The 12,716-nt window shown below is 71.8% G+C and carries 9 protein-coding genes; 5 read left to right on the top strand and 4 right to left on the bottom strand.

Annotation, left to right across the window (positions count from 1 at the left end; genetic code table 11):
• Nucleotides 1-116 precede the first annotated feature (116 nt).
• Nucleotides 117-1,409: a type VII secretion-associated serine protease mycosin gene (mycP, locus tag Vgi01_RS25555; RefSeq protein WP_275412582.1), complete on the top strand. Its 1,293-nt coding sequence runs from the start codon at nucleotides 117-119 to the stop codon at nucleotides 1,407-1,409.
• Between the two features lie 81 nt (nucleotides 1,410-1,490).
• Here the strand turns inward: mycP and Vgi01_RS25560 are convergent, their stop codons facing one another.
• From Vgi01_RS25560 to eccB, 3 genes are all read right to left on the bottom strand, one after another.
• Nucleotides 1,491-1,778 carry a WXG100 family type VII secretion target gene (locus Vgi01_RS25560; protein ID WP_013736415.1) on the bottom strand — a complete coding sequence of 96 codons (288 nt, stop codon included), beginning with the start codon at nucleotides 1,776-1,778 and terminating at the stop codon, nucleotides 1,491-1,493.
• 14 nt (nucleotides 1,779-1,792) lie between these two features.
• Complete coding sequence (locus Vgi01_RS25565) at nucleotides 1,793-2,122, bottom strand: WXG100 family type VII secretion target (RefSeq protein WP_013736416.1); 330 nt, start codon at nucleotides 2,120-2,122, stop codon at nucleotides 1,793-1,795.
• 158 nt (nucleotides 2,123-2,280) lie between these two features.
• Entirely contained in the window at nucleotides 2,281-3,708 is a 1,428-nt protein-coding gene (gene eccB / locus Vgi01_RS25570; protein ID WP_102659047.1) for a type VII secretion protein EccB, read from the bottom strand.
• Between the two features lie 140 nt (nucleotides 3,709-3,848).
• Here eccB and Vgi01_RS25575 point away from each other — a divergent pair, with 140 nt between their 5' ends.
• Complete coding sequence (locus Vgi01_RS25575; protein WP_204292766.1) at nucleotides 3,849-4,595, top strand: SUKH-3 domain-containing protein; 747 nt, start codon at nucleotides 3,849-3,851, stop codon at nucleotides 4,593-4,595.
• Between the two features lie 9 nt (nucleotides 4,596-4,604).
• Here Vgi01_RS25575 and eccD read toward each other — a convergent pair whose 3' ends face one another.
• Nucleotides 4,605-5,993 (bottom strand): type VII secretion integral membrane protein EccD, encoded by a 1,389-nt coding sequence (gene eccD / locus Vgi01_RS25580; RefSeq protein ID WP_102659049.1) that lies wholly within the window; start codon nucleotides 5,991-5,993, stop codon nucleotides 4,605-4,607.
• Between the two features lie 172 nt (nucleotides 5,994-6,165).
• On the opposite strand from eccD, the gene eccCa reads away from it, so the two are divergent.
• The 3 genes from eccCa to Vgi01_RS25595 all read left to right on the top strand — a co-directional run bounded on the left by eccCa (nucleotide 6,166) and on the right by Vgi01_RS25595 (nucleotide 12,642).
• The gene (gene eccCa, locus Vgi01_RS25585) at nucleotides 6,166-10,128 is read left to right on the top strand and encodes a type VII secretion protein EccCa (RefSeq protein ID WP_204292767.1); all 3,963 of its coding nucleotides are present in this window, start codon (nucleotides 6,166-6,168) and stop codon (nucleotides 10,126-10,128) included.
• 131 nt (nucleotides 10,129-10,259) lie between these two features.
• Nucleotides 10,260-10,877 (top strand): hypothetical protein, encoded by a 618-nt coding sequence (locus Vgi01_RS25590; RefSeq protein WP_102659051.1) that lies wholly within the window; start codon nucleotides 10,260-10,262, stop codon nucleotides 10,875-10,877.
• Between the two features lie 34 nt (nucleotides 10,878-10,911).
• On the top strand, nucleotides 10,912-12,642 hold the full coding sequence (locus Vgi01_RS25595) for a hypothetical protein (RefSeq protein WP_204292768.1): 1,731 nt from the start codon (nucleotides 10,912-10,914) through the stop codon (nucleotides 12,640-12,642).
• Nucleotides 12,643-12,716 lie beyond the last annotated feature (74 nt).

Consider the following 12,716-nt stretch of genomic DNA (forward strand, 5'->3'; position numbering starts at 1 on the left):
TGTCCCTCCCCCGTTCGCGCCCATGACGACTCGACCATACTGAATGCGCGCCCCATCAGGGGATGGGCGAGGGGTCGTTAGGATTCACCGGCACCGGCGCACCGGAGGTGAGCAGCATGGCCCGTGGCCGTCCTATCACGACGTTCGCCCTGGTGGGGGCGCTGCTGACCACGGCGCTGACGCTTCCCGCACCGGCGTACGCCGCTCCGGAGATCTGTCAGAATCCCAGCGATCCCGGCGAGGTCAACACCGAGACGCCCTGGCACCAGCGGTGGCTCGCGCCGCAGCGGGTGTGGCCGTTCAGCACCGGCGCCGGAGTACGGATCGCGGTGATCGACTCCGGTACCGACAGCAGCCATCCGCAGTTGGCGGGACGGGTCGACAGCGGGTTCGACGCGCTGCGTAATGCACCCGGCGGTGACGTGGACTGCGTCTCGCACGGTACGGCGGTCGCCAGCATCATCGTCGCCGCCCGGCAGGAGGGCGTCGGCTTCCACGGCCTGGCGCCGGACGCCACGATCGTGCCGATCCGGGTCAGCGAACGCAACGCCAACGAGAGCACGGACACCGCTGGCGCCACCGTCGGCGGCGCGGTCTTCGCGCAGGCCATCATGCGCGCGGTCGACGACGGCGCTGACGTGATCAACATGTCGGTGACGCTCTACCGCCCCGACCCGGACGTGCAGCGGGCGATCAAGTACGCGGTGGACAACGACGTCGTGCTGGTCGCCGCCGCCGGCAACCGGCATCAGGACGGTGCCCGACCCGACCCGGTGCCCTACCCCGCGAGCTACGACGGGGTCATCGGGGTCGGTGCCGTGGACCAGAACGGTGCCCGGATCCGCCAGTCCCAGATCGGGCCGTACGTGGACATCGTCGCTCCGGGTGGGGCGGTGGTCGCCGCGACCAGGTTGACCGGGCACGCCGCCTACGACGGCACCAGCTTCGCCACCCCGATGGTCAGCGCGACAGCCGCCCTGATCCGTGCCGCCGAGCCGAACCTGTCGGCGAAGGAGGTGACGCGGCGGATCCTGGCCACCGCCGACCCGGCCCGGGGTGACGCGGCACGCGGCTACGGCAGCGGAGTGGTCAACCCGTACCGGGCGGTCACCGAACGGTTGACAAGCGCGAAGCCGGTGGAGCAGCCGCCGCTGCCCGAGGTGCCCCTGGACGCGGCGGCACAGGCCCGCGAGCAACGGTGGGCGCTGTTCGGCCGGCTGGCCCTCTGGATCGGTCTGGGCCTGGCCACGGTAGCGGTCGGCGTAGCGGTGCTGGCGGCCCTGCTGCCGCGCGGGCGGCGTACCCGGTGGCGGCCCACCCGGCCCGCCGCGTCACCGGACGACCGGCCGGAGATCGACGAGCCGGAGGAGGTCTTCTTCCGGGTGCCCACCTCGACCTCACGGGAATGACCGCACCACCGGCGCGATCTGCGGTGCGGACGATGATGGCCCGGCGCTCGGCCGGGCCATCGGGTGCAGCGTTCGGGTGACTCAGCCGCCGAACTTGGCGCGGTTGGCCGCCTCGCGGGCCTGCATCTTGCCCGCCGACTCGCGCAGCGCCCGCTCGATCCTGCCCAGCAGGTCACGCAGGTCGTTGGCGGCCGACTCCCATTCGCGCTGACGCTGGAAGTACGCCTCGCGGGCGTCGCCGTCCCAGGTGGCCAGCAGCGGGGCGATGCCCGACTTGAGGCCCTCCAGCTCGCTCGTCATGTTCCGGACCGAACTGCCGCAGCTGTCGGCAGCCGCGTTCAGACCGGCGAAGTTGTACCGGATTTCCATCGTGATTCCCCCCGTCAGAGCTTCAGAGCCGCAGTGATCTGACCGGCGGTGGCACCGGCGCTGTCCATGTCGGCCCGGATCTCCTCGTCACTGACGTCGTAGTCCTTACCGGCGGAGCCGACAGCCTCGGCGATCGCGCGCAGCGCGACGTTGAGCCGGGCCATGTCCTGGTCGAACCGCTCACGAACCTGCTGGAACGAACCCGCACCAGCACCCTTCCACTGGTCGTAGAGCGGTGCGAGCTGGTCCATCAGCCCGTTCAGGTTGCTGGTGAGCCGATCGGCGACGGCATCGACGTCACCCTCGGTCTTCAGCATCAAGCCGGTGTCGGTACGCATCGACATGGCGGAAGTCACCCCCGTCCTCGTTGGATCGCCCCGCGACACCGGGGGCGGTCTGTCAGTCAGCGCTTACGCACCATCGTCACTGAAAAGGTATCGGGTTGCGTCGAGCCCGCGCTAGACCGCGGACCAGGGTGCCACTCCAATGTGGCTGGTTTTCGTCACTCCGGGTCGATGACCTGTTTCGCCGTGGTCGGATCGAGCGCCGGCCCGGCAGGTAGGCGAACCACCAGGCTGGCGGGCAGGCGGATCGGCCGCAACCCCGAGTAACCGAGCATCGCCGGCACCCCCTCGGAGGCCAGCGGATAGCGGTAGCCCAGATCGGTGACCAGGTTCAGGGTGCCGCCGTCCTGGTCGGGCGACGAGAGCGCGGCGACAAGCACACCGTAGCCGGGCTCGATGACCACCCGGTCGGCAAGCGGTATGCCGCTGCCGGTCTGCTCCCGGGTGCGCACCGGTTCGCGTACCGGCTCGACCTGGGCGTCGAGCAGCACCGTCGGCTCGTCCTGATCCGGCTGGTAGGCGGCGCAGATCGCCGGGTCGCTCCCGCTCAGTCGGGCGATGTCGGGTCGCTGCTCCGGCGCGCGGTGCCGCCCCTGCTGCGGTGCCGACGCCTTCGGTGCGGCTGCGGCCGTACCGGCGGCGAGGTCGATCGGCGCCGGCTTCGTCCCGTCCGGGTACGCGGCCTGCGTCTCGCCGTCGGCAAGCAGGACGTCCGCCTCGACGGGGGTGATCGGGACCAGCCGCTCCCGTTCGACGACGTAGTACTGGCGGCTGTCGTTCTGGCTCCTGACCACGTAGACCTGACCGACTCGGGCGTCCGGCAGCGCCGTCGAGGCAGCGCCACGGTCGGTGACCCGTCGCGGGGTGATGGGCTCACCGGCAGGCAACGCGTTCAGCCACGCCCCACCGACCTCCACCACCGGCTCGGCGGTCATCACGAGACCCTCCAGCACGACCTTGTCGTTGCGGATCTCGTAGCGGTGGTCGCGCCACACCAGATGCAGGCGCTTGGTCTTACGGTCGCGGACCAGCAGGGCGGCGTCGCCCGGTTCCCGGCCACCGACGGGTGCCCGGCCGACAGTGAGCACTGTGGTGGCGACGATCCCGCCGGCCGGGTCCCGGGCCGGCTGGGTGCACAGCGTCCAGGGTCCGTCCAGGATCCGGCTCGGCGCCGGCAACGCGTCCGGTGCGTCCGGGATGCCGATGCGCGGTCCGCGAGGCGTACCGACCAACGAGTTGCGGGACACCGAGACCGTCGGGGCGGCCGACTCCAGGGCCAGCAGGGCGGACGCGTAGTTGACCACCGGATGCAGTCGGCCCTCCCGGTACAGGTACCGGGTGCCGGTCTCCTTTTCCAGGATGACCCCGGCACCGTCCTTCCACTTTGTCGCCCCACCCGGACGCAGCAGCCCGTACACGCCCACCGCCGCGAGGCAGAGCACCGCCACCATGACGCTGGCGAAGCCGGCACCACCCAGCCGGCGGAACGGCGCCGCCTCCGGGTCCGGCTCCCGCGCCACCAGGGCAGAGGTCATCCGCTGCACGAAGAACTGGTACGACTGGACCTGATCCCGCCGCGACGGCATGGCACCCTCCCCCTGGCGTACGCCGTGCGGTCACGACCGCCGGACCGCGGTGCCTACCATAGGCACGATGTCGAGCCAGCCGGTCTCCGCACTCGACGCCGACCGTCGACGTCGACCACGGCAGCCCGAGGAGCGCAACGATGATCAGTCGCGACGAGGCCCTGGAGATCGCCCGCCAGTGGGCCGGTGCCGGCCGCACCGAGCCCGCCCCCGAGGTCTTCCTGCACGAGTTCGACCTGGGCTATGTCGCCTGGCGAGCCGAACCTGCGCCTGCCGCCACCGACGGGCCGCCGGCTCCGCCGCCCGCCACCGGCTACCCCCGGGCGGTCATCGACCGGGAGACCGGCGAGGTGTCCCAGTGGCCGTCCCTGCCCGAGCAGACCATCGCCGAGCGGTACGCGAGTCGCCGCGCCGCCGAAGGCCGGTTCCCGCCGGACGTACGCCATGTGCTGGAGTCCGCCGGCTGGTTTCCCGGCCGTGACGTCACCTCGGCGGTCGAGCACTGGATGGTCCGGTTCGCCGACGACCTGGCCGGCCTGGACTGCCCGCCGGCCGCGCGGGCGGCGCTTGTCGAGTTCGGTGGCCTGACGCTGCCGCAGTTCGGCAGGACCGGCCGAGCCGGTGCCGGCTTCACCAGCTACCTCCATCCCACCCGGGGCGGGGTGGTGACCGAGGGGGCGCGGGGCTTCGCCGAGGAGTACGGCACCCCGGTCTACCCGATCGGCAACAACGAGGACGGCCCCTCCGAGCTGGTGATGGACGCCCGGGGGCGGGTCTTCCTGCTGCACTGGGCCGACGAGTTCCTCGTCGGGCCGGATCTCGACTCGGCCGTCGTCAACCTGATCCGGGGCGGCGAGATGACCGAGGCGAGCGACCTCGACTGGTGACCCTGCCGGTCAGCCGTTGATCGCCCGCATGAACGCGTACAGACCCAGCACGCTGCAGGCCACCGGCACCACGGCGAGTTGGAGCAGGATGTCGAGCACGTCGCCGAGCCGGGCCAGCCGGGGCGACGGGGCACGGCGGCTGTAGGCGAGCCCGGCAGCAGCCGAGATGCCGGCCGCGACAAGCGCCACCGGCAGCACCGCCAGGACCCGGGTGGCGGTGGACGCGTCGGCGGCACCGACCAGAGGCAGCAGGCCGAGGCCCACCAGGCCGACCGCCAGCAGCGGAACCCGGTGCCGGACGGTCGTCACCAGCCGTGCACGCAGCAGGTAGCCGAGCGAGATCACGGCGGCGAGCAGTAGCGCGGCGACCGTGCCGGTCGCGGTGAGCACCACCAGGCAGCCGATGGTGACCAGGAACGCGCCGAAGATCATGCCGGTGAGCACCTCGTCGGCTCGGGCGGTGGCCTGGTAGATCACCTCCCGCTTCGGTTGCGGCTCGTCGCGCAGCAGGTCGTCGGCGGTACGCGGCAACGCCGGCATCGGCATCTTGCCCAGTCGTACGGACAGCAGCGGCATGGCCGGCAGCAGCAGGACGACCGCGCTGATCACCACGGCGCTGCCCTGCGCGGCATCCATCGAGCCGAGGGCGAGCAGCCCGCCCACCATGCCCCAGAACCCGACGAAGACCGCCGCCACGAAGACCCGGGTCGCGTCCCCCACGCCGAGCAGGCCGAGCAGCCCGGACAGCAGCAGCACCGCCGAACCGAGCAGGATGTGCGGTGCGCCCAACGCCCACACCGACTCGCCGGTGCCGATCACCAGCACCCCACCGACGAAGGCGTAGGGCAGGCCGGCGGCGGCGAGCACCGCACCGGCAAGGGAGTCGGCCATCGCCCGGGACAGCACGATCCCGCCGATCAGCAACAGCGTGGCCGCGCCGAGGGCCACCGCACCGCCGAGCCAACCGGGTTGCTCAGAGGTCACGATCACGGCCAGCCCGAGCAGCAGCAGCACGCCGGCCACGATCAGGCCGGTCAACCGGGTGGCGAACGGGGTCCAGGCCACGCCACGGCGGCGGGCACCGTCGGCCACGGCCTCCATCAGGTCGTCGTACGCCAACTCGGGCCACTCGGTGCGGCGCGGCACCAGGTGCAGCGTCTCGCCGTCGCGGACGTTCTGGGCGGCCAGCGTACGCGTCAGATCGACGGCGCTGCCGTCGCTTCGACGCAGTGCCCAGCCACCGTGGGAGGTGCCGTCCGAGGGTTCCTCGTCGGCTTGACGCAGCACCGCCGGCAGCAGCCCGACGAGCGGCAGATGCTCGGGCAGAGCTAGATCCAGTCGCCGCTTGGGGGCGGCGACGGCGATACGCGCGAGTCCGGTTCCGGCCTGGGTGACCACTGACGACCCCTCGATACGAGGAGCGGGCCGATGCGGCCCGCGGCTGTCCTGACGGGAGAAGGCTACCTACCATGTGCCGGTGACGCGGGGTGCCGGTTCGCGGCGGTGGCCGAGCGTGCGGGGGTGCCGGGCGTGACCACCACGCCCAGGAGAGGCAACGGAGGTCTGTCACGTGAGCACGGTCGTCGTCAAACGACCCGCCCGACAGCCGGAACCGGAGTATCCCTCCGGCGAGGTGCTCCTGGAAGCACCACCGGAGGTGCCTGCACCCAGCGGTAAGGCGTGGGGGCAGATGATGATGCTGCTGCCGATGCTCGCGGGTTCCTTCGCGATGGCCCTGATGTTCGCCGGTCGCGGCGGCTCGACCCTCGGCTATGTCACAGGTGGCCTGTTCGGACTCTCTGCCATCGGCATGCTCGGCGCGCAGCTGACGAACAACTCCGGCGGCCCGAGTAAGCAGGAGATGCTGCAGAAGCGCCGGGAGTACATGGCGCACCTGTCGCGGCAGCGCCGACGCGTCCTCAAGACGGTCCGTCGGCAGCGTGAGGCCGCCTTTTACCGGCACCCGGATCCGGACACGCTCTGGTCCCTGCCGCTGGGGCCCCGGCTGTGGGAACGGCGACGCGGCGACGTGGACTTCGCCACCGTCCGGATCGGACTCGGGCCGCAGGAACTGGCCACTCCGCTGGTGCCGCCACCGGCCACGTCGCTGGAGAAGCTGGAGCCGATGTGCGCGCTGGCGCTGCGCCGGTTCCTCACCACGTACGGCGAGGTGCCGGACCTGCCGGTGACCATGGCGTTGAACGGGTTCGCCCGGGTACACCTGCGCGGCGACATCGACGCGGCCCGGGGCCTGGTGCGGTCCCTGCTCGCCCAGACGACGGCCTTCCACGCCCCAGACGACATGCTCGTCGCGGTCTGCGTCTCCGCGGAGCGCCGGGCCGACTGGGAGTGGACGAAGTGGTTGCCGCACGCGCTGCACCCGTCGCGTACGGACGCGCTCGGTCAACTGCGGTTGGTGTCGTCCTCGGTGACCGGCCTGGAGGCGATGCTCGACGACGTGCTGGCCAGCCGGCCCCGGTTCAACGCCAGCGGCGGATCGTCCCAGGTCGGCGGGCCGCACGTACTTGTGATCATCGACGGGGGCGACACCGCGGGCTCGGATCACCTGATGACCGACGGCGGCGTCGAGGGCGTGACCCTGCTCGACCTGTCCAGCCCGGCACCCCGGATGTTCGACCGGGCGCGCCTGGTGCTGGACGTGGCGGCGGATCGTCAGCTGCACGGTGTCACCGTCGACGGTTCGGCGCAGATCGGTCGGGCCGACGACTGCCAGGTGGCGGAGATCGAGGCGTTGGCCATGCAGTTGGCCCCGCTGCGGCTGTCGGCTGCCTCCCGTGGCGGTGGCGACACCCCGTTGACCGGTGAGTTGGGCCTGGCCGATCTGCTCGACATCGGCGACCCGTACGAGTTCGACGTCGATCGGGCCTGGCAGCCGCGACCCAATCGGGACCGGCTGCGGGTGCCGATCGGGGTGGGTGCCGACGGTGGGCCGGTGGAGCTGGACCTGAAGGAGTCGGCGCAGGACGGCATGGGCCCGCACGGGCTGCTCATCGGCGCCACCGGCTCCGGCAAGTCCGAGCTGCTGCGCACCCTGGTGCTGGCGTTGGCCGCGACGCACTCGTCGGAGAACCTCAACTTCGTCCTTGTCGACTTCAAGGGTGGCGCCACCTTCACCCGGCTGGACGGGTTGCCGCACACCAGCGCGGTGATCACCAACCTGGCCGACGAGCTGCCGCTGGTGGACCGGATGACCGACGCCATCAACGGCGAGCTGGTCCGCCGGCAGGAGTTGCTGCGGTCGGCGGGCAACTACGCCTCCCAGCGCGACTACGAGAAGGCGCGGGCGGCGGGCGCTCCGCTGTCGCCGCTGCCGAGCCTGCTGATCATCTGCGACGAGTTCTCCGAGCTGCTCACCGCGAAGCCCGACTTCATCGACATGTTCGTGCAGATCGGTCGGGTGGGTCGGTCGCTCGGCGTGCACCTGCTGCTGGCCTCGCAGCGGCTGGAGGAGGGGCGGCTGCGCGGGCTGGACACCCACCTGTCGTACCGGATCGGTCTGCGGACCTTCTCGGCGATGGAGTCGCGGGTGGTGCTCGGCGCGACCGACGCGTACGAACTGCCCCGCTCTCCCGGGCACGGGTACCTGCGCTTCGGCACCGAGCCGCTGGTCCGGTTCAAGGCCGCGTACGTTTCCGGCGCCTACCGCAGCAAGACCGCCGCGGCGGTGGCGGCCGGTGACGGCGAGGACCGGGTACGCGAGTACACCACCAGCTACGTCGCCCCGCCGGTGACCCGTACGCCGAAGGAGGAGCAGCCGCCCGAGCCGGCCGACGGGGTCGGTGAGAGCGTGCTGGACATCCTGGTCGGGCGGCTCGCCGGCCGGGGCAAGCCGGCCCACCAGGTGTGGCTTCCGCCGCTGGCCGAGCCGCCGACGCTTGATCAGTTGCTGCCGCCGCTGACCGCCGACCCGGCCCGTGGGGTGACCGTGGCGCACGCCGGTCTGCTCGGCGAGTTGCAGGTGGCCGTCGGCATCGTCGACAAGCCCTTCGAGCAGCGCCGGGACGTGCTCTGGTTCGACCTGGCCGGCGCGGCCGGCCACGCGGTGATCGTCGGCGGGCCGCAGAGCGGCCGGAGCACCCTGCTGCGCACCATGGTCACCTCGTTGGCGCTGACCCACACTCCCCGGGAAGCCCAGGTGTACTGCCTCGACCTGGGCAGCAGCGCACTGTCGTCGCTGCGGGACCTGCCCCATGTCGGTTCGGTGGCGACCCGGCTGGACGCGGGCCTGGTCCGGCGTACGGTCGCCGAGCTGCAACTGCTGATGGGTGAGCGGGAGCGGCGTTTCGCCGAGCGGGGTGTCGACTCGATGGCCGAGTACCGGCGGGCCCGTCGGCACGGACAGCACGGCGACGACCCGTTCGGCGACGTCTTCCTGATCATCGACGGCTGGGCGACGTTGCGCGCGGAGTTCGAGGACCTGGAACCGACGATCAACGACATCGCCAACCGGGGGCTGTCCTTCGGCATCCACCTGATCGTCACCGCCGGCCGCTGGATGGACCTCCGCCCGGCCGTACGGGACGTCTTCGGCACCCGCCTGGAGCTGCGGCTGGCCGACGCCAGTGACTCCAACCTGGACCGTCGGGCGGCGCTCAACGTGCCGGACAAGGCACCGGGGCGCGGCATCACGCCGGACGGGCAGCAGTTCCTCGCGGCGCTGCCGCGCATCGACGGCGCGCAGGAAACGGAGACACTGCCCGAGGGGGCCCGCAAGCTGGCCACCGACCTGGCTGCCGCCTGGCAGGGCCCGGGTGCCCCACCGATCCGGCTGCTCCCGCCGAACGTCCCGTACGGCAGCCTGCCGCACACCGGGCAGGCCGGGATCCCGATCGGCATCGCCGAGGTCGACCTCGCGCCGGTGCACCTGGACTTCACCGCCGACCCGCACTTCATCCTCTTCGGCGACGGCGAGTCGGGTAAGAGCACCTTCCTGCGGGCGCTGGCGCAGACCATCGTCGACAGCCACGAGTTGACCGAGGCGCGGCTGGTCATCGTCGACTACCGGCGTAGCCTGCTGGGCGACATCGAGACCCCGCACGTCATCGGGTACGGCTCGACGGCGCAGATCACCGAGAGCATCGTCACCGAGGTCGCCGCCGTGATGCGGGACCGGCTGCCGCCGGCGGACATCAACGCCGAACGGCTGCGGGCCCGGGACTGGTGGAAGGGCCCCGACCTGTACGTGCTTGTCGACGACTACGACCTGGTCGCCGGCGCGGGCAGCAACCCACTGACACCCCTGCTGGAGTTCCTGCCCCAGGCCCGGGACATCGGTCTGCACCTCATCATCGCCCGCCGCACCGGCGGCGCGAGCCGGGCGCTCTACGAGCCGGTGCTGATGCGGTTGCGGGAGATCAGCACCCCCGGCATCGTGATGTCCGGCAACCGCGACGAGGGTGTGCTGCTCGGCACGGTACGGCCCGGACCGCTGCCGCCGGGTCGCGGCTGGCTGGTGTCCCGACGGGGTGGCACCCGACTGGTGCAGTTGGTGAATCTTCCGCCTCGTGCATAGGCGGCGTACGGGGTTGCCCGACCGGACTACCGTCGGCCAGAGTGGACCTACGGTACGCGGTCGGGTCGCTCCGGTAGCCGGAGTTCGGGTCGGCCGCGCCAGCACCGTGTGAGCGGGACGGGGGAGGGACCATGGGCGGCGAGTGGCTCGTCAACGAGAACATCGACGTCGACGTCAACCAGTTGCAGGACTTCGCCAGGGCCATTCAGAAGGAGCTGGACACCAACTTCCAGCCCAGCTTCGAGAACGGTCTGCAACCGATGCTCACCGTGCAGGCGCCCTTCGGCGGCGGCGGGATGAAAGAGGCCGCGTTCTTCCGGGGCCGGCACGACGAGAGCCGGATGGCCGTGTCGCACCTGATGGGCGATGTGATCAAGGGTCTGACCGCGCTCAGCGCGGCGGCCACCTCCATCTCCGGCGAATACCTGCTGGGCGACGCAATGGCCGAGGCCACGAACGACGACGTGTACAACGCCTTCAACGCGGTGGACGGCCAGAACACCCTCAGCGGCAAGTGGCAGCAGGAGGGTGACCCGATGGAGAAGATCCCCGAGCAGGCGAGAAATCCGGAGGTCGTCGGGCCGTACCACGGGATGGACTCCTGCCCCACCGAGGACACCCGTGAGCAGGCACCCAAGTGGGCCGCGGGAGACACCGTGGGTGAGGGTCCGGGCGCGTACCAGATCGAGGCCGAGGACCAGCGCATGCACGGCGAGGAATTCCGACTGGACCAGTCCAACCTGCGATGACGGCTGCCAGGAGCGGGGGACCTGAGGAGCGGGGATGACCGACGACTACTACGGCTACAGGCCGATCAGCTACCCGGCGTACGGGGGCATGCGCGATGACTACGCAGCCGACCGCGCGGCCCAGGCGACGCCGTACCAGCCCACCGACTGGGACGGCGTCACCATCGAGCAGATGTGGGAGTACGTCCGCAAGGAGAGTGACGAGCGCACCGTGGCGCTCGCCGAGATGTGGCGGCGGGCGGCGAGTCTGCTGGAGTCGACCAGGGACAACCTCAAGCGGCACGCCGACGCGCTCGGCGCCAGGTGGAACTCTCCCGCCTCCCGGGTCTTCATGTCGAAGGTGGGTGCCACCCTGCACTCGCTCGACGAGTGGAAGAACGTGGCCAGCAGCAACGCCACAGGTCTGGACCAGTTGGCGCGCAAGATCTCGACCACGCAGCGGGAGATGACTCAGCTCTGGCTGGAGTACAAGGCCGAGCAGCAGCATCAGCAGGACGTCTACGAGAAGGACAAGGCCAAGATCACCTTCAGCGACATCTTCGGCGACAAGCACAAGTCGTACGAGGAGGTCCAGAAGGAGTTCCACAAGCGCGCCAAGAACATCACCAAGCCGCTCGCCGACATGTACATCGACGTGTACATCTCGAACATCTCGCGGGGCGGCAAGTTCAAGGGCCCGACCGAGGCGGCCCTCTTCGACGGCAGGACCGCACCCGGCGGCCCGGGGCGAACCGGCGGCCCGACCCGGCCGGGTGCCGTCCCGCCGGGTGCGCGGGGCACGCGGCCGGACCGGCCGGAGATGCCGAACCGGCCGGAGCAACCGACCCAGCCGGAGGTGGGTGCTCGGCCGCCGCAGCCCGGTGCGCCGACGCTGCCCGACGGCGTCGACCTCGCCGGTGGCACCGCAACCGTGGCTCCGCCGGGACCCGCGCCCACCCCGCCGCCGGTCACCGCCGCGCCGAACGCGCCCGGAACACCCGGCCCGCCGGTACCGCCGGTGGTGCCGCCGGGACAACGGCCTGGCGGCGGCAGTCCGGGCACGCCGAACCCGGGTGGCCGGCCGAACGCACCTCGGGCCACCCTGCCGGGCTCGGGTGGCGCTTCCGGGCCGGGTGGTGGTCGCGGCCCCGCACCGAACCGTCCGACGCTGCCCGGTGCGGGCGGCGGCTCCGGCGCGCCGGCCAGCGGCCGGCGTGGGCCCGCACCGAACCGTCCGACGTTGCCGGGCAACACGGGTGCCCCCGGGCGTCCTGGCACCGGTGCGCTTCGCCCGAAGCCGTCGGCCAGCCCGCCACCGTCCAGCCCGCGTCTACCGGGCTCCACGGCACCGTCCGGCCAGCGGGGCGCAGCCTCGGGTCGGCCCGCCGTGCCACCGCCGAGCCTCGGTGGTCAACGCGGTGCGACCCCCGGCACCCCGTCCAAGGCGGGCGGGCCGCTCGGCAGCCGCCCCGCCACCCCGCCGGGTGGTCGGGCCAGCGGTCCGGGTGCGCCGGGCAGTGCCGGTCGGCCCGCTCTGAGTGGTCGTACCGGTGCCCCACGGCCGGCACCGACCACCGGGCCGGGTCCGTCGCTCAGCGGCCGGCGCGGCGCTGCGGCCGCACCTGGCCCGCGCAAGGGCGCCCAGCACGACCTGGAGCAGGAGACCTGGGAGTACGGCGACGGCGACGACGAACTGTGGGTCACCGAGTCCTCCGCCGTCGGGGTCGTCGAGGCACCGGCGGAGCACCGGCCTCGGGAGCAGGGCAGGACGCTCGGCCAGAGTTGAACACGGACGGGCCAGTCACCGCAGCATCGGTGACTGGCCCGTACCATGCGGTGAACGCCCGTTTTCGGCCGTCC

Origin of the sequence: Micromonospora gifhornensis (assembly GCF_016863515.1) — a bacterium.
Lineage (GTDB): Bacteria > Actinomycetota > Actinomycetes > Mycobacteriales > Micromonosporaceae > Micromonospora > Micromonospora gifhornensis.

Coding starts and splice junctions, on each gene's coding strand:
- Vgi01_RS25565 (WP_013736416.1), bottom strand. CDS start 2,122: ATGTCGATGCGTACCGACACCGGCTTGATGCTGAAGACCGAGGGTGAC.
- mycP (WP_275412582.1), top strand. CDS start 117: ATGGCCCGTGGCCGTCCTATCACGACGTTCGCCCTGGTGGGGGCGCTG.
- Vgi01_RS25595 (WP_204292768.1), top strand. CDS start 10,912: ATGACCGACGACTACTACGGCTACAGGCCGATCAGCTACCCGGCGTAC.
- eccB (WP_102659047.1), bottom strand. CDS start 3,708: ATGCCGTCGCGGCGGGATCAGGTCCAGTCGTACCAGTTCTTCGTGCAG.
- Vgi01_RS25590 (WP_102659051.1), top strand. CDS start 10,260: ATGGGCGGCGAGTGGCTCGTCAACGAGAACATCGACGTCGACGTCAAC.
- Vgi01_RS25575 (WP_204292766.1), top strand. CDS start 3,849: ATGATCAGTCGCGACGAGGCCCTGGAGATCGCCCGCCAGTGGGCCGGT.
- Vgi01_RS25560 (WP_013736415.1), bottom strand. CDS start 1,778: ATGGAAATCCGGTACAACTTCGCCGGTCTGAACGCGGCTGCCGACAGC.